Origin of the sequence: Phaeobacter gallaeciensis (assembly GCF_001678945.1) — a bacterium.
Taxonomy (GTDB): Bacteria; Pseudomonadota; Alphaproteobacteria; order Rhodobacterales; family Rhodobacteraceae; genus Phycobacter; species Phycobacter gallaeciensis_A.
Genome location: NZ_CP015124.1, coordinates 1,587,447 through 1,605,942, shown reverse-complemented (window position 1 = coordinate 1,605,942; position 18,496 = coordinate 1,587,447). Strand labels below are relative to the sequence as shown.

Annotated in this window: 25 protein-coding genes; 21 read left to right on the top strand and 4 right to left on the bottom strand. The window is 57.6% G+C overall.

Annotated features, from left to right (window positions below; genetic code table 11):
- Positions 1-272: 272 nt before the first annotated feature.
- A complete protein-coding gene (locus JL2886_RS07725; RefSeq protein WP_065271477.1) occupies positions 273-1,544 on the bottom strand; it encodes a sensor histidine kinase in 1,272 nt (423 codons plus the stop codon).
- Positions 1,545-1,883: 339 nt separating this feature from the next.
- Here JL2886_RS07725 and rpsJ point away from each other — a divergent pair, with 339 nt between their 5' ends.
- The 4 genes from rpsJ to JL2886_RS07705 are packed head-to-tail and all read left to right on the top strand — an operon-like array spanning position 1,884 to position 3,846.
- Positions 1,884-2,198: a 30S ribosomal protein S10 gene (gene rpsJ / locus JL2886_RS07720; protein ID WP_058289455.1), complete on the top strand. Its 315-nt coding sequence runs from the start codon at positions 1,884-1,886 to the stop codon at positions 2,196-2,198.
- Between the two features lie 18 nt (positions 2,199-2,216).
- Entirely contained in the window at positions 2,217-2,939 is a 723-nt protein-coding gene (gene rplC / locus JL2886_RS07715) for a 50S ribosomal protein L3 (protein WP_065271476.1), read from the top strand.
- Complete coding sequence (rplD, locus tag JL2886_RS07710; RefSeq protein ID WP_065271475.1) at positions 2,936-3,553, top strand: 50S ribosomal protein L4; 618 nt, start codon at positions 2,936-2,938, stop codon at positions 3,551-3,553. Before rplC ends, rplD begins: the two co-directional genes overlap by 4 nt.
- A complete protein-coding gene (locus JL2886_RS07705) occupies positions 3,550-3,846 on the top strand; it encodes a 50S ribosomal protein L23 (RefSeq protein WP_065271474.1) in 297 nt (98 codons plus the stop codon). Before rplD ends, JL2886_RS07705 begins: the two co-directional genes overlap by 4 nt.
- 64 nt (positions 3,847-3,910) lie before the next feature.
- Here JL2886_RS07705 and JL2886_RS07700 read toward each other — a convergent pair whose 3' ends face one another.
- Positions 3,911-5,551, bottom strand: a complete 1,641-nt coding sequence (locus tag JL2886_RS07700; protein WP_133245408.1) for a P-loop ATPase, Sll1717 family — start codon at positions 5,549-5,551, stop codon at positions 3,911-3,913.
- Between the two features lie 368 nt (positions 5,552-5,919).
- On the opposite strand from JL2886_RS07700, the gene rplB reads away from it, so the two are divergent.
- From rplB to rplP, 5 genes are read left to right on the top strand one after another with little or no spacing between them, the layout of a single operon-like run.
- A complete protein-coding gene (gene rplB / locus JL2886_RS07690) occupies positions 5,920-6,762 on the top strand; it encodes a 50S ribosomal protein L2 (RefSeq protein ID WP_065271471.1) in 843 nt (280 codons plus the stop codon).
- Positions 6,763-6,765: 3 nt separating this feature from the next.
- Positions 6,766-7,044: a 30S ribosomal protein S19 gene (gene rpsS / locus JL2886_RS07685; protein WP_065271470.1), complete on the top strand. Its 279-nt coding sequence runs from the start codon at positions 6,766-6,768 to the stop codon at positions 7,042-7,044.
- 3 nt (positions 7,045-7,047) lie between these two features.
- The gene (gene rplV, locus JL2886_RS07680) at positions 7,048-7,428 is read left to right on the top strand and encodes a 50S ribosomal protein L22 (protein ID WP_065271469.1); all 381 of its coding nucleotides are present in this window, start codon (positions 7,048-7,050) and stop codon (positions 7,426-7,428) included.
- Entirely contained in the window at positions 7,428-8,138 is a 711-nt protein-coding gene (rpsC, locus tag JL2886_RS07675) for a 30S ribosomal protein S3 (protein WP_065271468.1), read from the top strand. The genes rplV and rpsC overlap by 1 nt, the downstream gene beginning before the upstream one ends.
- Before the next feature lie 12 nt (positions 8,139-8,150).
- Positions 8,151-8,564, top strand: coding sequence for a 50S ribosomal protein L16 (gene rplP, locus JL2886_RS07670; protein ID WP_065271467.1), 414 nt, complete (start codon positions 8,151-8,153; stop codon positions 8,562-8,564).
- Between the two features lie 220 nt (positions 8,565-8,784).
- Here rplP and JL2886_RS07665 read toward each other — a convergent pair whose 3' ends face one another.
- Positions 8,785-10,953, bottom strand: coding sequence for a methyl-accepting chemotaxis protein (locus JL2886_RS07665; protein WP_065271466.1), 2,169 nt, complete (start codon positions 10,951-10,953; stop codon positions 8,785-8,787).
- Positions 10,954-11,209: 256 nt separating this feature from the next.
- Between JL2886_RS07665 and JL2886_RS07660 the strand changes: the two genes are divergently transcribed.
- From JL2886_RS07660 to rpmD, 12 genes are all read left to right on the top strand, one after another.
- The gene (locus JL2886_RS07660) at positions 11,210-11,830 is read left to right on the top strand and encodes a TIGR02466 family protein (RefSeq protein WP_065271465.1); all 621 of its coding nucleotides are present in this window, start codon (positions 11,210-11,212) and stop codon (positions 11,828-11,830) included.
- A 424-nt stretch (positions 11,831-12,254) separates the two neighbouring features.
- On the top strand, positions 12,255-12,455 hold the full coding sequence (gene rpmC / locus JL2886_RS07655; protein ID WP_065271464.1) for a 50S ribosomal protein L29: 201 nt from the start codon (positions 12,255-12,257) through the stop codon (positions 12,453-12,455).
- Between the two features lie 12 nt (positions 12,456-12,467).
- Entirely contained in the window at positions 12,468-12,698 is a 231-nt protein-coding gene (gene rpsQ, locus JL2886_RS07650; protein ID WP_008555996.1) for a 30S ribosomal protein S17, read from the top strand.
- Positions 12,699-12,798: 100 nt separating this feature from the next.
- The gene (gene rplN / locus JL2886_RS07645) at positions 12,799-13,167 is read left to right on the top strand and encodes a 50S ribosomal protein L14 (protein ID WP_005621870.1); all 369 of its coding nucleotides are present in this window, start codon (positions 12,799-12,801) and stop codon (positions 13,165-13,167) included.
- Between the two features lie 2 nt (positions 13,168-13,169).
- Entirely contained in the window at positions 13,170-13,481 is a 312-nt protein-coding gene (gene rplX / locus JL2886_RS07640) for a 50S ribosomal protein L24 (protein ID WP_065271463.1), read from the top strand.
- Complete coding sequence (rplE, locus tag JL2886_RS07635) at positions 13,474-14,037, top strand: 50S ribosomal protein L5 (protein ID WP_065271462.1); 564 nt, start codon at positions 13,474-13,476, stop codon at positions 14,035-14,037. Before rplX ends, rplE begins: the two co-directional genes overlap by 8 nt.
- A gap of 18 nt (positions 14,038-14,055) precedes the next feature.
- Positions 14,056-14,361 carry a 30S ribosomal protein S14 gene (gene rpsN, locus JL2886_RS07630; RefSeq protein WP_065271461.1) on the top strand — a complete coding sequence of 102 codons (306 nt, stop codon included), beginning with the start codon at positions 14,056-14,058 and terminating at the stop codon, positions 14,359-14,361.
- Between the two features lie 13 nt (positions 14,362-14,374).
- The gene (rpsH, locus tag JL2886_RS07625; RefSeq protein ID WP_065271460.1) at positions 14,375-14,767 is read left to right on the top strand and encodes a 30S ribosomal protein S8; all 393 of its coding nucleotides are present in this window, start codon (positions 14,375-14,377) and stop codon (positions 14,765-14,767) included.
- A gap of 12 nt (positions 14,768-14,779) precedes the next feature.
- Positions 14,780-15,313 carry a 50S ribosomal protein L6 gene (rplF, locus tag JL2886_RS07620; RefSeq protein WP_065271459.1) on the top strand — a complete coding sequence of 178 codons (534 nt, stop codon included), beginning with the start codon at positions 14,780-14,782 and terminating at the stop codon, positions 15,311-15,313.
- An 11-nt stretch (positions 15,314-15,324) separates the two neighbouring features.
- A complete protein-coding gene (gene rplR, locus JL2886_RS07615) occupies positions 15,325-15,684 on the top strand; it encodes a 50S ribosomal protein L18 (RefSeq protein ID WP_065271458.1) in 360 nt (119 codons plus the stop codon).
- Positions 15,685-15,807: 123 nt separating this feature from the next.
- Entirely contained in the window at positions 15,808-16,377 is a 570-nt protein-coding gene (gene rpsE, locus JL2886_RS07610) for a 30S ribosomal protein S5 (RefSeq protein WP_065271457.1), read from the top strand.
- Positions 16,378-16,389: 12 nt separating this feature from the next.
- Positions 16,390-16,578 carry a 50S ribosomal protein L30 gene (rpmD, locus tag JL2886_RS07605; protein WP_065271456.1) on the top strand — a complete coding sequence of 63 codons (189 nt, stop codon included), beginning with the start codon at positions 16,390-16,392 and terminating at the stop codon, positions 16,576-16,578.
- Positions 16,579-16,686: 108 nt separating this feature from the next.
- On the opposite strand, the gene JL2886_RS07600 is transcribed toward rpmD, so the two are convergent.
- The gene (locus JL2886_RS07600; RefSeq protein WP_065271455.1) at positions 16,687-18,426 is read right to left on the bottom strand and encodes a tetratricopeptide repeat-containing sulfotransferase family protein; all 1,740 of its coding nucleotides are present in this window, start codon (positions 18,424-18,426) and stop codon (positions 16,687-16,689) included.
- Positions 18,427-18,496: the final 70 nt, after the last annotated feature.

Genomic DNA, 18,496 nt, shown 5'->3' with positions numbered 1-18,496 from the left:
AAAGACTGTGTCGAAGATCATCGAGCAACCAGGTCTCCTGATTGCTAATGGAAAGGGCCTCCTTCGGAAGGCCCTCTTTCTATGTGCACAAAGCTGAGCAGGGCAGGGGCCGCTTCGCCGATGGAACCGTTTGGCCTCGGGCAGATTTGATCGGATCAGGCACGCGCCCGGAGACCTGGTCGGGCGCGGCCCAGACGCAGCACAAACGCGGGGCGTCCGGGCGGTTTTGCGGGCCGGTGTATTCTTGGTTGAGACGACAGAACGCCTTAGGCTCAGGGCGCGGGCTGAATGTCCGGATTGCAGGGCAGCGTCAGAACGAAACGACTTCCCTTTCCAGGGCCTTCGCTTTCGGCATGAGCGCTGCCGCCATGCGCACAGGCAATTTCGCGTACATTCGCGAGTCCCAGGCCAGTGGACTTTTCACCATCCGTTGGCTGCGCGGAAAGCCTTTGAAAACGGCCGAAGGCGCGCGTCAGGTCGTCTGGCGTCAGGCCCTGACCGGTATCGGAGACGGCAACGGTGACGCTTTCACCTTCCTGCGCGACCGAAATCCGGACCTCGCCTCCGGGATAGGTATATTTCACGGCGTTGCTAATCAGATTGTCGATGGCAGAGATGACCAGTGTTTCATCAACCTCTGCGATGGTCCGTTGCGGAGGGTCGACGGACAGGGCAATCGATTTGCGTGCAGCCTCTTCCCGGTTGGCTTCGGCTGCAATGTGCAGCAACCCGGTCAGATCGACCGGCTTGCGGTCCAGGCGCAGCGCTTCGCCTTCGACCCTGGCCCGGTCCAGCGTCGCGTCGATCAACTGCGCGATCCGGTCCGCATTGTCGATGACCTTCTGAAACGCAGTTTCAATCCGGACTGTGTCCGGTGTTTCTGTGCGGGCTCTGATCAGTCCCAGTTCGGCCTGGGACAGCACGGCGGCCAGCGGGCTGCGCAGATCGTGGGCAATCAACCCCATGAGCGCGATCTTTTCCGCGTTTTCGCGCCGCACTTCGGAATAGCCCTGTTGCAGGCGTCGGTTCATCCGCGCGAGATCCGCGATTAGCTTCTTTCGTTCCTTTTCCACGGAGAGGCGGCGCAATTCGGCTTCGGCACGCAGGGCAAAAATCGTCGATATCGCAGTGGCGATCTCGGATTCCTTGATCTCCTGGTTGGAAAATACAGCCAGATGACCGGTGACCTCGCCAGTGGTGTCGCGAAGTGGAATCCCTATGTAGCCTTCAAACCTCGCTTCGCGGGGATAAAGGTCGGCAATCCCGCAGGGGATGATCACCACCTCCCCGGCATATACCCGGGCGCAGGGGGTGCCTTGCAATTCGTAGCGTATCCCGCGAGCAACCTTGTGGTCCTGCAGAGCGTAGAGCGCCCGCGCGTGGGTGGGTGGCACCCCTTCGCCATAGGTGACTGCGACGAAGGCTGCATCCAGATGCTCGCTCAGGGCCTCAACCAGGCGCGCCAGGAGCGCATGACCGGTTTCACCAGCGATACTGCGCGCAATCAGCAGAACTTGCTCGGTTTCGGGGCTGTGAGGCGGCACTATTGGGTTGTCCGTTGTGAGGCTTTGCGCAAGATTAACCGGACTTGGAGGGCGCCACTAGGGCCACTGGCCGCCCTGCGTCAGTTTTTAACACGGGACGGCCAGATTTCTGGGGGTGACCTTGCCCGAACGCCGAAAACGCTTTTGGGGTGTTCCCAACGCGTGGGGCAATCGCGCGGGCCTCATTTATCCTTGCAATACCGCCGCTGCAGGCTTAAGACGCGCGAGTTCTCAATGAGAATATCAAGGCGGGGTGATTCCCGCCTTTTGGGTTCGATGAGGGTGTGCGGTGGTCGTGGGCCCTCCTCTCAACTCCAACGCCTATAAAAGGCTGACGAAATGCAAAGTCAAAACATTCGCATTCGGCTGAAGGCTTTCGATTACCGCGTGCTGGACGCCAGCACCCAGGAAATCGTGAACACTGCAAAGCGCACCGGCGCGCAGGTTCGTGGCCCGATCCCGCTTCCGAACAAGATCGAGAAATTCACCGTTCTGCGTGGCCCCCACGTCGACAAGAAATCCCGTGACCAGTTCGAGATCCGCACCCACAAGCGCATGCTCGACATCGTTGATCCGACTCCCCAGACCGTGGACGCGCTGATGAAGCTCGACCTCGCCGCTGGCGTGGACGTCGAGATCAAGCTGCAGTCGTAAGATCGGAGGGTAATGAATATGCGCTCTGGTATTATCGCAAAGAAAGTCGGCATGACCCGGCTGTTCATGGAAGACGGCAAGCAGATCCCTGTGACCGTTCTTCACCTGGATGGTCTGCAGGTCGTGTCGCAACGCACCGAAGACAAAGACGGCTACACCGCCGTTCAGCTGGGCGCAGGCTCGGCCAAAGTGAAGCGCGTCTCCAAGGCGATGCGTGGCCACTTTGCCGCTGCAAAGGTTGAACCCAAGCGTAAGCTGGTTGAATTTCGCGTACCCGCCGATGCCCTGATCGAAGTTGGCGCCGAAATCTCGGCCGAACACTTCCTGACAGGTCAGAAAGTGGACGTGACCGGCACCTCGATCGGTAAAGGTTTCGCAGGCGCCATGAAGCGCTGGAACTTTGGCGGTCTGCGTGCGTCGCACGGTGTGTCGATCTCGCACCGTTCGCACGGTTCGACCGGTCAGTGTCAGGATCCCGGCAAGGTTTTCAAAGGCAAGAAGATGGCCGGCCACATGGGCGCTGCCCGCGTGACCACCCAGAACCTGGAAGTCGTCAAGACCGACGCCGACCGTGGCCTGGTGTTCATCAAAGGTGCCGTACCTGGTCCGAAATCCGGTTGGGTAACCGTCAAGGATGCCGTCAAGAAGAAAGCGCCCGAAGGTCTGCCCTTCCCGGCGGCTCTGAAGACAGCAGCAACCGAAGCACCGGCGGAAGCTCCCGCGGAAGGTGGTGAAGCATGAAACTTGATGTGATCAAACTCGACGGCGGCAAGGCAGGCGACATCGAACTGTCCGAAGACCTGTTCGGTCTGGAGCCGCGTGCGGACATCCTGCACCGTGTGGTCCGCTGGCAGCGCAACAACGCGCAGGCCGGTACCCACAAGGTCAAGACCCGCTCGGAAACCTCCTACTCGACCAAGAAGATCTATCGCCAGAAGGGCACCGGCGGCGCACGCCACGGTGACCGTAACGCGCCGATCTTCCGCAAAGGTGGTATCTACAAGGGCCCGACCCCGCGTAGCCACGGCCACGAGCTGACCAAGAAGTTCCGCAAGCTGGGCCTGCGCCACGCGCTGTCCGCCAAGGCGAAAGCGGGTGAACTGGTCGTGATCGAGGACGCAACCGCAGAGGGCAAGACCGCTGCTCTGGCCAAGCAGGTGAAAAACCTGGGCTGGAAACGCGCGCTGGTCATCGACGGTGCAGCCGTGAACGAAGGGTTCCTCAAAGCATCGCGTAACATCGACGGTCTGGATATCCTGCCGACGATGGGTGCAAACGTCTATGACATCCTGAAGCGTGACACCCTGGTGATCACCAAGGCGGGTGTCGAAGCACTGGAGGCTCGACTGAAATGAGCGCGAAGGCAGAACACTACGACGTGATCCGCAAGCCGATCATCACCGAGAAATCCACCATGGCGTCCGAAAACGGCGCAGTGGTGTTCGAAGTGGCGATCGACAGCAACAAACCCCAGATCAAAGAGGCGGTTGAAACCCTCTTTGGTGTGAAGGTCAAAGCGGTCAACACCACCATCACCAAGGGTAAGGTCAAGCGTTTCCGCGGCCAGATCGGCCGTCGCAAGGACGTGAAGAAAGCCTATGTGACCCTGGAAGAAGGCAACACCATCGACGTGTCCACCGGACTCTGAGATCTGTTCCTTTAAAAAAGATCGAAGGCCCTCGCGAAAGCGGGGGTCTTTTTCGTTGGGGGTGCTATGACTTATGCTCTTTGGTTTCTGTGTTCTCAAATGCACGCCAGAGCATTGGATGGATTGTGGCTTTGGTGTCTGTAGTGATTGAGTTTTTGGGTATTGGTTTATGTGTAAGGTGGACCCAGTGCCAAGCAGATGAGGAAGACAACTTCAGTCCAACGGCCCCAACTAAGTGAAGCCTATGAAATATCTCACGGCAAAACTCTAAAGGGTCAAATGATCCATCGGCTTTTACCGCGTCTTCTATGATCCCCCACATTTCGTCTCTTTGAGCTGCTTCATTTTCGGCAAAAATTAATGCAAGTTCCTCCACAAATTTTGTGTGGCAAAAGTCGCTAATCTGAAAGTATGTCGCTCTGTTTGAGAGTAGGTTGAGGATAATCGATATTCCGGGGAAAACAGGAGACCATTCAGAGATCAGAGCCTCCAATCGATCATCCGAATATACCTTTTCTGCATTTCTGAAATCAGTCTTGCTAATTTCTGACTTTCCTTCTGCGGTGCTAAAGCAAAAGTTGACATACTTGATTACGTCGCGTGGACGCATCAAAGAACGTTCTACAATGTAAACCCAGCTGCGTTTCTTGTTGTCGTAGCTAGTCTTAAAAAGGTCTACAAAGTGTACGTTGTCCTTGGTGTACTTCCATCGATATAGATGGCCGATCCGCTTCTCGACTAGTTCCCAAAGTTGTTCCCGAGTCCACTTAATGCGAACAATATAGTCCTCATTTTTCTCGAGCTGCCCTTGCGAAGGTGGGTATTCCATGTTCATTTTTTCATATACGTCATTCCGAATGGACACCACTACTTTGAGGTTTCGAATCTTTCGTAGGCCTTTGCATGCTTCGAATAAGCAGTGAATGATCGTGTTCTTGATTTCTGGTTCTATCCAGTGTTCATCAAGTCCATCAATCAGAATGTAGTATTTGTCAGGTCTTTCCGAAAGGTATTGGGAAAGTCCGTTGATGACTTTAGATAACTCAGCGAGGAGCGACGGGTTGACAAATTTCTTTGCTCTTTGCTGAAATTGAGTTTTCTTTTCTTCGCTTAGCCCCCGCGAATATCCGGCCCGTGCGGAAGCTTTTTGAATTTCGACACCAAACTCTGCGTTGATGTCTTTTTCAAGTCTGTTCGCAACTTCAATCACGGTTTCATCGATGGTATTCCAAAAGTTACCTTGATTTTTCTCAACGAAGTCTAGGAAAAATTTTCGCGTCGCATCTTCCTGTCCACGGTTGAATAGTTTTGAGAGGAAACCCTTTGCATCACTTTGGCCTTCAATATTGGTAGCCATTTTTATTAGTTCAATGCAGATCACATGGCGCCATAACGCCTGAAGAAAAAAAGAAATATCAACGTCAATCTTTCTCAAGAACTGTATCGTATCACTGTTGGAGAGGTAACTCATCGAGAGTTCTTGCAGCTCAAGAAATTTCGCATTTTCATTCTTTTCGATCATACGGAGGAAGGCGGTCTTGCCGACACCAGTACTGCCGAGCAGGAACATTTTTGCATTCCCCATGTCCCTAATGGATGCAAGTGCAGGATGGTCGACGAAGCACTTGAAGAGGAATTCATCATCTGTTTCCGCAGACACGTTTCCGATGCTGGATTCCGGTGAAAAAATTATCTTATTGCTCATGTTGCTCATTTGACGGTGGGTGGCTGAATGCTTATTAGAATTCCACAGTCGCCGCTCAACTCCAAGGTGTTTCTGAGCGGTTGCGGGGTGGGGGCTGGAATATCCAAAGGGCCAGACGTTAAAAGGCTAAAGTGGACTGAGAGTATCGCTTGCCTCTTTGAGCGCACGCTGCTACATGGCTCCAATCCTGAAGGCCTCGGATTCGTCCGGGGCTGTTACTTTTGTCGGGATGCTGACGAACCTGGGACCTTCGGGGCCCTCTACATCGGTCACCTGAACCGCCGCACGCGGCACGTCAGGGGGCTTTAACATAGCGGTGCCAAAGACAAGAACCTAAGGCACTGCACGCTAAACGGAAGACAGAAAGCATGGCACTTAAGTCGTATAAACCGACGACGCCGGGCCAGCGTGGGCTGGTTCTGATCGACCGTTCGGAGCTTTGGAAAGGGCGTCCGGTCAAATCTCTCACTGAGGGTCTGACCAAATCGGGCGGCCGGAACAACACCGGACGGATCACTTCTCGCCGCCGTGGTGGTGGCGCAAAGCGTCTTTACCGGATCGTTGACTTCAAACGGAATAAATTTGATGTCGCCGCGACCGTCGAGCGCATTGAATATGACCCCAACCGTACTGCCTTCATCGCACTGGTGAAGTACGAAGACGGCGAGCAGGCCTATATCCTCGCTCCGCAGCGTCTGGCAGTGGGTGACAAGGTCATCGCCTCCGCGAAGGCAGACATCAAGCCGGGCAACGCAATGCCGTTCTCGGGCATGCCGATCGGTACCATCGTTCACAACATCGAAATGAAGCCCGGCAAAGGCGGCCAGATCGCCCGTGCAGCCGGTACTTACGCTCAGTTCGTTGGTCGTGATGGTGGCTACGCTCAGATCCGCCTGTCCTCGGGCGAACTGCGCATGGTCCGTCAGGAATGCATGGCCACCGTTGGTGCCGTCAGCAACCCTGACAACAGCAACCAGAACTACGGTAAAGCTGGCCGTATGCGCCACAAGGGCAAGCGTCCCTCGGTCCGTGGTGTCGTTATGAACCCGATCGACCACCCGCACGGTGGTGGTGAAGGCCGGACTTCGGGTGGTCGTCACCCGGTGACCCCGTGGGGTAAGCCGACCAAGGGTAAGCGCACCCGCAACAAAAACAAAGCGTCGCAAAAGCTGATCATCCGCTCGCGTCACGCCAAGAAGAAGGGACGTTAATCTATGTCTCGCTCTGTATGGAAAGGTCCTTTCGTCGACAGCTATGTGCTTAAGAAAGCCGAAGCTGCGCGTGAATCGGGCCGCAATGAAGTGATCAAGATCTGGTCGCGTCGTTCCACCATTCTGCCCCAGTTCGTGGGTCTGACGTTTGGTGTGTACAACGGCAAGAAACACATCCCTGTCAACGTCTCGGAAGACATGATCGGTCAGAAGTTCGGTGAGTATTCGCCGACCCGGACCTATTATGGTCATGCTGCGGACAAGAAAGCGAAGCGGAAGTAAGTCATGGGCAAGGTACAAAATCCCCGCCGCGTGGCCGACAACGAAGCAATGGCGAAAACCCGCATGCTTCGGACCAGCCCGCAGAAACTGAACCTGGTGGCTCAGATGATCCGTGGCAAGAAAGTGGACAAGGCTCTGACCGACCTCACTTTCTCGAACAAGCGGATCGCGCAGGACGTGAAGAAATGCCTTCAGTCCGCCATCGCGAACGCCGAGAACAACCACAACCTGGACGTCGATGAACTGATCGTCGCCGAGGCATGGGTTGGCAAGAACATGACCATGAAACGCGGTCGCCCGCGGGCCCGTGGTCGTTTCGGCAAGATCCTGAAGCCGTTCGCTGAGATCACCATCAAGGTGCGTCAAGTTGAGGAGCAAGCCTAATGGGACATAAAGTCAATCCGGTCGGCATGCGCCTGCAGGTGAACCGCACCTGGGACAGCCGTTGGTACGCCGACACCAAGGACTACGGTGATCTTCTGCTGGAAGATCTGAAACTGCGTGAGTTCATCAAGGCAGAGTGCAAGCAGGCCGGTGTGGCCCGCGTGATCATCGAACGCCCCCACAAGAAGTGCCGTGTGACCATTCACACCGCGCGTCCGGGCGTGATCATCGGCAAAAAAGGCGCCGATATCGAGGTCCTGCGCAAGAAGCTGGCAGCGATGACCGACTCGGAACTGCACCTCAACATCGTTGAAGTGCGCAAGCCCGAGCTGGACGCACAGCTGGTTGGCGAGTCCATCGCTCAGCAGCTGGAACGTCGTGTGTCCTTCCGTCGCGCGATGAAGCGTGCCGTTCAGAACGCAATGCGCATGGGCGCCCTGGGTATCCGGGTGAACGTCGCGGGTCGTCTGGGTGGTGCTGAAATCGCCCGTACCGAATGGTACCGTGAAGGTCGTGTGCCGCTGCACACCCTGCGCGCCGACATCGATTACGCTCACTCCGAAGCCATGACCCCCTACGGGATCATCGGGATCAAGGTCTGGATCTTCAAAGGCGAGATCATGGAGCATGACCCGCAGGCGCGTGATCGTAAGTCTCAGGAAATCCAGGACGGCCCTGCACCCCGTGGTGCTGGTGGCGGTCGTCGCTAAGGAGGGGATGAGATGCTTCAACCAAAGCGTACGAAATTCCGCAAAATGCACAAAGGCCGGATTTCCGGTCTCGCCAAAGGTGGTTCTGACCTGAACTTCGGCACCTACGGTCTCAAGGCTCTGCAGCCCGAGCGCGTAACCGCCCGTCAGATCGAAGCTGCACGTCGCGCCATGACCCGTCACATGAAACGTCAGGGTCGTGTCTGGATCCGGATCTTCCCGGATACCCCGGTAACCTCCAAGCCCGTCGAAGTTCGTATGGGTAAAGGTAAAGGGTCCGTTGACTACTGGGCATGCAAAGTGAAGCCCGGTCGCGTGATGTTCGAAATCGATGGCGTCAATGACGACATCGCCCGCGAGGCTCTGCGCCTTGCTGCGATGAAGCTGCCGATCAAGACCCGCGTCGTGGTTCGCGAAGACTGGTAAGCCCAGGCTCTTTGGAAAATCAGAAACCCCCGTCGAGAAATTGGCGGGGGTTTTTCTTTGTGGTCACTTCCGGAAAATCCGTCTGCCTTCCTGGGGCGAACGGCAGTATGGCGTGGGGGCTGCGTAGTGTCGGGAAGGCAGTAAATGGCCCGCTCGGCGGAGTGCAGAGCGGGCCATCGTTTTGCGCGTCAAGGCGGGGGGCAGGACCAGAGCGTCCGGCCTATGCGGCCCAATCGTCTTGCTGCTGGGCGGCTGGGGCAGAGCCATGGTGCGCGGGGCTGCCTTTTAGGCGGAAGCCCGAGATCGCCTCGAACAGGCGGTGGGCCTCCTGTTGCAACATCTGACCTGCAGCGGATGTTTGCTCCAGCATGGCCGCACTTTTTTGGGAGTCTTTGTCGAGCGAGTCGACAGCGACATTGACTTCAGTCAGCCCGTTGGACTGTTCCACCGTATTGTCGGCAATCGTATTCATGCGCTCCACGACCTGGATGATGGTCTGAACGATCTTTGCAAGGGACTCGCCAGTCTCGTCGACCAGCTTCACGCCGACGGTAACCTCGCCCCGGCTGGTGTTGATCAGGTTGTTGATTTCCTGAGCGGCATCCGATGAGCGCTGTGCCAGCGCGCGGACTTCAGAGGCAACCACGGCAAAGCCGCGTCCAGCTTCTCCGGCGCGGGCGGCCTCGACCCCGGCGTTCAGCGCCAGCAGGTTGGTCTGGAATGCGACATCGTCGATCATGTCGGTGATCTTGGAAATCGCATCCGAGGAGTCCTTGATCCGTTGCATGGCTGTGACGGTCTGCTCAGCGATCGAGCGGGTGCCCTCTGCATTGTTCTGCGCATTGTCGACCAGCGATTTGGCGTCCTGCGCGCTGGAGGCCGTGTCACGCACCGTGTCGCTGACGGTCTGCAGCGCGGCGGCGGTTTCTTCCAGCGCGGCGGCTGAGGTTTCGCCGCGCCGCGAGGCATCGTTCATGGCGGATGAAATCTCGTTGGCGGTGTTGTTCAGCATTTCACTGCTCCCGGTCAGTTGCCGGATCATGCCATCAAGGCTGTTGGTCAGGTGGTCAATCGCATCAGAGATTTCCCGGAACACGCCCTTTTGCCCCGGTTGCATCGCCTGGTTCAAGTCACCGGTTGCAAGACCGCCGATCACCTCTTGAACGTCCTTCAATCCTTTTTCGGCGACGGTGCCAATGGCGTTCACTCCGTTACCCAGTTCTGCGAACATGCCGCTGCTACCAGCGGTATCGACCCGTTTGGAAAAGTCACCTTCGGCGCAGGCGTCGATGACGCGGGCAATGTCCTTGGTCATACGGTGCTTGATCTCTTCGTCCTTGCGGAAGTCACCAACCGCCTCGGCGATTGCCGAGATTTCTCGGATAGGGGTCACGGGGAGTGCAGGGGTGAAATCGTTTTCCCGCATCTTTTTCAGAACCCTGTCAGTGCGTTTCAGGGGCCGGGAAATCCCGCGCGCCAGAAGCAGCGCGAGCACAATGAAAACAGCGGCGCCGCCCAGACCTGCGCGGGTCGAGTTACTGGCGGCCTGTTCGCTGATCGCGGCAGTGTCGGCAAGGATCTGACTCATGACGATACGGGACTCTTTATGCAGGGCTTCGACCAAAGGTTCCGCAGCTGCATAGGTCTCTGACATCTGTTTCCGGAGATCCTGTTCTTTCAGGGTCTCATCAACATAGGCCGCAAAAGACGTCTGATAGGTGTCCATCAGGTCCGATATCTGCTGAAACTGCGCGCGATCCGCGTAATAGCTTTCGGGAAAGGCGTGGAACTCATCGACACGTGCATTCAACCGATCCAGGTATTTCGGATCCTTGCGCATGATGAAGTCCTTCTCGTGTCGGCGCATCATCAGCATCTTGACCTGCATCTCGGGCTGTTCGAGGCCCTGCAACTCGGTCTCGACGTTCTTCACCGCAGTCCGCAGATTGCCCTGCAGTCCGTCGTTCTCATCAAGCCCCAGGCGCCGGTTGCTGGCCGCGAGACTTAGAAAGGCTGCGCCATAAGCGGCGATCGCGGTTTCCAGTTCAGGCAGCGTGACGGCAGTAGATCGCAGCTCGGGAACCTGCGCGATATTTTGCTTCAGGCCGTCAAAGGTCGACGCCAGTTGATCCATGATCGCGGCATGGCGCTTAGTGTACTTTTCGTCCTTGCGCAGTAGGAAATCCTTTTCAGCACGGCGGGCCGAAAGAAACTGCTGCTCCAGATCGACAAGAGACATGTCGACCGCTTCGATCTGCGCGGCCCGGACTTGCATGTCGTCGCGAACCTGATGGGTATAAAGAGAAATGCCCGCCAAGGTGAACATGATGCCGGCGGCCAGCACGATGATCGACAGGATGGCGAGATTGATGGATACTTTGAACTTCATGGTGGGGCACTCGGTAGATAGGGATGCTAGGTGACAACCGGAACTCAGGTCATACTGGGTCAGGGTAGCAGTGCCGCGCTAATATTGTGTTGCGCCCCAGTGGCGGTCTGGGCATGGCAGACTTGCCAGAGTGTCATGGCTGGCCGTGCTGATATATGTCCCGATGTGGCGGACGTTGTCCGGAGTGGGTTCCATTGCGCGGGGTGCAGCCAATTGGGACTCGCAATAGTGCGCCGGGCGAGGATAAAAGGCAGCTATGGCACAGATCGACTCTCTTTTCGTTACCCGTCTCTACCGCGCTGCTTTGTCCGAACACGGACCGAGCATCGACGCAGGCGAACTTGAAAACTCCTGCCTTGTCATCGCCGGTGATGATGAAGCCGGGCAGGACTGGTGCGAGGAGAACGGCTATCCCGGCTATACCTCCTATGCCTCGCTGACGGATCTGCCCTGGCGGTTCCCGATCTTCGCCGATTTGGTGAAATCGCTGGATGCCCATGTGGCGGCTTTTGCTGAGGACCTGGAACTGGATCTGGATGATCGTGCGCTTGTGCTGGAGGATCTCTGGATCAACATCCTGCCCGAGGGCGGTACACACGCCAGCCATATCCACCCGCATTCGGTAATCTCCGGCACCACATATGTGTCGATGCCCGAAGGCGCTAGCGCCCTAAAGCTGGAAGACCCGCGCCACGCGATGATGATGGCCCACCCGCCGCGCCGCAAGGACTGCCGTCAGGAGCTGAAGACATTCGTCTATCAGTCTCCCAAGGTGGGCGATGTGCTGCTTTGGGAAAGTTTCATCCGCCACGAGGTGCCGCTGAATATGGCCGAAGAAGAGCGGATTTCGGTGAGTTTTAACTACAAGTGGGAGTGAGCGCCGTCTTGGAAATGATCCGGGGGATCACTTCAGGCGCGAACGGGCGGAGTCCATTGCTTGCTTGGGATTTGCGCAACATGAGTGCAGTGCCTGACCCTGGGCGGGCGTGAAGCGCCTCCCTGTCGGGAGGGTCGGGCGCGGCCCGGGCAGTCAGCCCGTTCCAGGCTGACTTTAAACGGCGTACTGAGTTGTGCGCATAGACATGTGTGGTTCTCTGCCGCCCGTTTGGCACAAGCTGCATCTTTCCCTTGCCCCCAACCACCAACTCTCCTATATGAACCCATCACCGCGCTCAGTGATGAGTCGCGGTGATCCATTTTCTGTGCCCTGAACTCTTCGGGCGCGGGCTACATAACCCACCAGACGTAAGGGTGACCCGTCAAAAGGGGCCCTCTGGTGCCAAGGAAAAGGAACAAAGGCGATGAACGCCAATGATCTGCGCGAAAAGACCGTGGATGAACTCCGCGATCTGCTTGCATCCATGAAAAAAGAGAGCTTCAACCTGCGCTTTCAGCAGGCAACCGGTCAGCTGGAAAACACCGCTGCAGTGCGCAACGCGCGCCGTAACGCAGCCCGTGTTAAAACCATCCTGAACGAAAAAGCCGCTGCGGCAGCTGAATAAGGAGCCTCTGAGATGCCCAAACGTATCCTGCAAGGCGTTGTGACCAGCGACGCAAACGCACAAACCGTTACCGTTTCCGTCGAGCGCCGCTTTACGCATCCGGTTCTGAAGAAAACCATCCGTAAGTCCAAGAAGTATCGGGCTCACGATGAAAAGAACGCTTTCAAGGTCGGCGACACCGTACGCATCATCGAATGCGCGCCGAAATCGAAAACGAAACGCTGGGAAGTTCTGGAAGCCTAAGAGCCTCACTTGAGGCTCCTGGCGACTAGGCTTTTTAGCACAGTCGAAACCCTGGGGGATCACAGCACGCATCGCTGCCCCAAAGGTCGGGAGAAACCACATGATCCAGATGCAAACAAATCTGGATGTTGCTGACAACTCCGGCGCTCGCCGAGTTCAGTGCATCAAGGTTCTGGGTGGTTCCAAGCGTAAATACGCATCCGTTGGCGACATCATCGTCGTCTCGGTCAAGGAAGCCATCCCGCGCGGTCGCGTAAAGAAAGGTGACGTCCGTAAGGCCGTCGTCGTACGTACCGCCAAAGAAGTCCGCCGCGAAGACGGTACCGCGATCCGTTTCGATCGCAACGCTGCCGTTATCCTGAACAACAACAACGAGCCGGTCGGTACCCGTATCTTTGGCCCGGTTGTTCGTGAGCTGCGCGCGAAGAACTTCATGAAAATCATCTCGCTTGCTCCGGAGGTGCTGTAATCATGGCTGCTAAACTCCGCAAAGGCGACAAGGTCGTCGTGCTGGCCGGTAAGGACAAGGGCAAGGAAGGCACCATCGCCTCCGTTGACCCCAAAGCCGGTAAAGCCGTTGTTGACGGCGTGAACATGGCGATCCGTCACACCCGTCAGTCCCAGACTGCACAGGGCGGCCGCCTGCCCAAGGCTCTGCCGATCGACCTGTCGAACCTGGCTCTGCTGGACGCAAACGGCAAAGCAACCCGCGTTGGCTTCCGCATGGAAGGCGACAAGAAAGTGCGTTTTGCCAAGACCACGGGGGACGTGATCGATGCTTGATTCCGCTAACTACACCCCGCGTCTGAAGGATCTCTACAAGGACACCATCCGTGGCGCCCTGAAAGAGGAATTCGGCTACAAGAACGAGATGATGATCCCCAAGCTGGACAAGATCGTTCTGAACATCGGCTGTGGTCGTGCTGCCGTCAAAGACAGCAAGAAAGCCAAGTCGGCCCAGGCTGACCTGACCGCAATCGCGGGCCAGAAAGCTCTGACCACTGTGGCCAAGAACTCCATCGCCGGCTTCCGCGTTCGCGAAGGCATGCCGATGGGCGCCAAGGTGACCCTGCGCGGCGAACGGATGTACGAATTCCTGGACCGCCTGATCACCATCGCAATGCCTCGTATCCGTGACTTCCGCGGCGTATCGGGTAACTCGTTCGACGGTCGTGGCAACTACGCCATGGGCCTGAAAGAGCACATGGTGTTCCCGGAAATCGATTTCGATAAGATCGATGAGCCCTGGGGCATGGACATTGTGATTGCCACCACCGCGAAAACCGACGCGGAAGCAAAGGCGCTGTTGAAAGCTTTCAACATGCCCTTCAACAGCTAAGCGCGGGAAGGAAGAGACATGGCTAAGAAAAGCATGATCGAACGCGAAAAGAAGCGCGAGCGCCTGGTGGCACAATATGCCGCAAAGCGCGCCGAGCTGAAAGAAATCGCGAATGACGAAAACCGCCCGATGGAAGAGCGTTTCAAAGCGCGTCTGAAACTGGCGAAACTGCCGCGCAACTCGTCGGCAACTCGTCTGCACAATCGCTGCCAGCTGACCGGCCGTCCTCACGCTTACTATCGTAAGCTGAAGATCAGCCGTATCGCTCTGCGGGAACTGGGCTCGAACGGCCAGATCCCCGGCATGGTGAAATCGAGCTGGTAAGGGAGAGACAGATATGAACGATCCTATCGGCGATATGCTCACCCGTATCCGTAACTCTCAGCTGCGCGGTAAATCCACCGTCCTGACCCCGGCTTCCAAGCTGCGGGCATGGGTTCTGGATGTGCTGGCGGACGAGGGCTACATCCGCGGCTATGAGAAGACCACTGGTGAAAATGGCCACCCGGCTATTGAAATCAGCCTGAAATACTTCGATGGCGAACCTGTCATTCGTGAACTGAAGCGGGTTTCCAAACCCGGTCGTCGCGTTTACATGGGCGTCAATGACATCCCGTCGGTCCGTCAGGGCCTGGGCGTGTCGATTGTCTCCACCCCCAAGGGTGTGATGTCGGACGCAAACGCACGCGCAGCCAACGTCGGCGGCGAAGTGCTCTGCACCGTCTTCTAAGGAGGCTTACAGATGTCCCGTATTGGTAAAAAACCGGTCGCACTGCCCAGCGGCGTTTCCGCTTCGGTATCCGGCCAGACCGTAGAAGTGAAAGGCCCGAAAGGGACCCGTAGCTTCACCGCCACCGACGACGTCACCCTGTCCGTTGACGACAACGTTGTAATGGTCGAGCCGCGCGGCAAGTCCAAACGTGCCCGTCAGCAGTGGGGCATGTCCCGCACCATGGTCGCGAACCTCGTGACCGGCGTGACCACCGGCTTCAAAAAAGAGCTGGAGATCCAGGGTGTGGGTTACCGGGCGCAGGTTCAGGGCAACACCCTGAAACTGAACCTCGGCTACAGCCACGACGTCGACTTCGTTGCTCCGGAAGGTATCACCATTACCGCACCGAAGCAGACCGAAATCGTTGTGGAAGGTAACGACCAGCAGCAGGTGGGCGAAGTCGCGGCGAAAATCCGCGAATGGCGCCGTCCCGAGCCCTACAAAGGCAAAGGCATCCGCTACAAGGGTGAGTTTATCTTCCGCAAGGAAGGCAAGAAGAAGTAAGGACAAGCAAAATGGCAAACAGCAAACGTACCCTGTTTCTGAAGCGTCGCCTGCGCGTCCGGAACAAACTTCGCAAGGTCAACGCAGGCCGTGTACGCCTGTCCGTGCACCGCTCGAACAAGAACATCTCGGTTCAGCTGATCGACGATGTGCAGGGCAAGACCCTGGCAGCGGCCTCGACCCTGGAAAAAGATCTCGGCTTCGTTGGCAAGAACAACGTCGAAGCAGCCACCAAAGTGGGTTCGGTTATCGCCGAGCGCGCCAAGGCGGCAGGCGTCTCCGAGGCCTATTTCGATCGTGGCGGCTTCCTGTTCCACGGCAAGGTGAAGGCTCTGGCCGACGCTGCGCGTGAAGGTGGTCTGAAGATCTAAGACTTGCGGGCGGCGATTTCGCCGCCCCGATGATCCGGGAGGGAGCCTGCATGGGGTCCCTCACCAGGATTGAGATAACCGGCGCCCCGCCTGTTGGACGCGCCAGTCAGAAAGGAATGCCTCATGGCAGAACGTGAAAACCGCCGTGGCCGTGGCCGCCGCGAAGAAGAAACACCGGAATTTGCAGATCGCCTGGTTGCGATCAACCGCGTGTCGAAAACCGTTAAAGGCGGTAAGCGCTTCGGCTTTGCCGCGCTCGTCGTCGTAGGCGATCAGAAAGGCCGCGTCGGCTTTGGCAAGGGTAAGGCGAAAGAAGTGCCCGAGGCCATCCGCAAGGCGACCGAGCAGGCCAAGCGTCAGATGATCCGTGTGCCGCTGAAAGAAGGCCGCACCCTGCACCACGACATGAACGGTCGTCACGGTGCCGGCAAGGTCGTCATGCGCACCGCTCCGGAAGGTACCGGTATCATCGCCGGTGGTCCGATGCGTGCCGTGTTCGAAATGCTGGGCGTCAAGGACGTTGTGTCCAAGTCGATCGGCTCGCAGAACCCCTACAACATGATCCGCGCAACCATCAACGGCCTGACCAAAGAGCAGAGCCCGCGTGCCGTTGCACAGCGTCGTGGCAAAAAGGTCGCCGACATCCTGCCCAAGCGGGACGAAGCACCGGCTGCCGAAGCCGCTGAAGCGTAAGGAGACGGACACATGGCTAAAACCATCGTTGTAAAGCAGATCGGCTCCCCGATCCGTCGCCCCGCCAAACAGCGTCAGACGCTGATCGGTCTGGGCCTCAACAAGATGCATAAAACCCGCGAGCTGGAAGACACCCCGGCCGTGCGTGGCATGATCAACAAGATTTCGCACATGGTCGAGATCGTTGAAGAAAAAGGCTAAGCCTTACCCGGCATAGTCTGACAAACGCCTCCGCATTGCGGGGGCGTTTTTCGTTTGAACGGTCTCTGCTGGGCTTTGCGAAAAGTGAAATGGCGCGGAGGCGTCAGATCAGTCCGCGAGATCCGGCCACAGGCTCGTGTCTAGGGCCTCAAGGAATTCAGCCAATTCAGCGGCCTGCGCACGCCAACCGCCAATGGATCTTTGGTGAACCGGCTGGCGGATTTGCGAGGCGCTCATCGTCAGGGTCGGTGCGCTGCTGCCTTCCGGCGCGGCCATTTCCGGTGACCATTCCAGCCCACAATAATCTGCAATTGCGCGGCTGCCCGTCACCGGGTCTGCAACAAGGTCTTCGTAGTCGACAGTCAGGATCTGATCCGGGAATACGGTTTGCCAGTGCTGCATGAGGCGCGCATATAGGCCGACGCGCCACGCCAAGGCCGTCTGGTCGTAGGTGTAGGACAGGGCTGTACCCGTGAAGTGCGATTTCCACATCGACAAGGCCACGTCGCGTGGGTCACGCCGTACGTGCACGATCTTGCAATGCGGATAGGCCGTTTTGAGAAACCCGATGTAGCGGTAGTTTTCCGGCATCTTGTCGACATAGGCGCGCGTATCGTCAGGGTAGGGGGGCAGCCGCGCTGCATCTTTATTGGTAAAGATACGCGCCGCCTCGGCATCAAACGGAATGTCGCTGCTCACGAAATCCTGAACCAGAAACCCGGTTGCCGCGCGTTCGCCCAACGTTTCCACATTTGGCAGGCGGCTCAGCATTGCCTCGACCAGCGAGGTGCCGGAGCGGGGTAGGCCGAGGACATAGATGGGATATGGTCCGTCGGGTTTGTCGGTCGGAGAGGGAGTGATGTCCGGAAAGCGGCTCAGGATGCGCTCAGTCTGCCGGGTGTCTTCCTCTTCGTCATAGCGCAATTGTTTTGCAAGGATACCGTTTGCACGCTCGCGCGCCTTGGCGGCGGCCTGCCGGTCCCCCATGGCATCTTCGATCCGGGACAAGGCAAACTGCAGTTCGGCAGCTTCGACCGAGCCTGAGCGGAGTTTGCCGAGCGCCTTTTGTGCGGGGCGGGCCAGGGTTTTCATCTCGTCCCTGTCGAGCAACAGCGACAATTGTTCAAACGCCTGTGTCTGCGCGGGGTGCAGGGCCAGGACAGCCCGGAATTGTTCTTTGGCCTCTTCGAACCGTCCGGCCTCGATGAATGAGGTTCCGAGCCGGAGCCGGGCACCAATGTGCTCGGGCGCGAGCTGTACGGCACGTTCAACCATCTCGTGGCCTTCGGCGTGTCTGTTCTGGCGGGCCAGCGGGAGGCTGATGTTGACGAGGGTCTCCACGTTGTTCGGATCAAGCGCTAGCGCCGCTTCGTAGGCCGCGATTGCATCCGTCTCTTCGCCAAGGTTGGCAAGGATCAGGCCGCGCAGATTCTGGGCAGGCGCAAATGACGGGCGCAAGGTCACCGCTTGATTGATCGCAACCTCTGCCGCGGTGAGATCGCCAAGGTGCACATGCGCCTGCGCCAGGAAAAAACAGGCGGTCGGGTCGCTGTCCCGCAGGGGTTCGACAATCTTGATAGCTTGCGCGTGGCGCCCTGCCAGAATCAGGGTCTGTGCCAGATTGTGCCGCGCGTCGATAAAGCCCGGATCAATCTTCATCGCGCGCTGAAACTGTGCGATCGCCTCGGGCAGCTTGTTCATGGCCGAAAGACAGATGCCAGCGATGTTAAACGGATGTGGATCCCGCGGAGTCGTCTTTTGCAGGCGTTTTGCAATCTTCAGGGCCGGTTTGTAGGCGCCTGAGTTGAGATAAGAGGTAGCTATACCGAGGTCCCGACTCGCAATCATTCCGAAACCGCCTTGTTAAAAAACTGTTACAATTCGCTGCCCGCTATCACGATGCGCAAGCGCGAAGTGT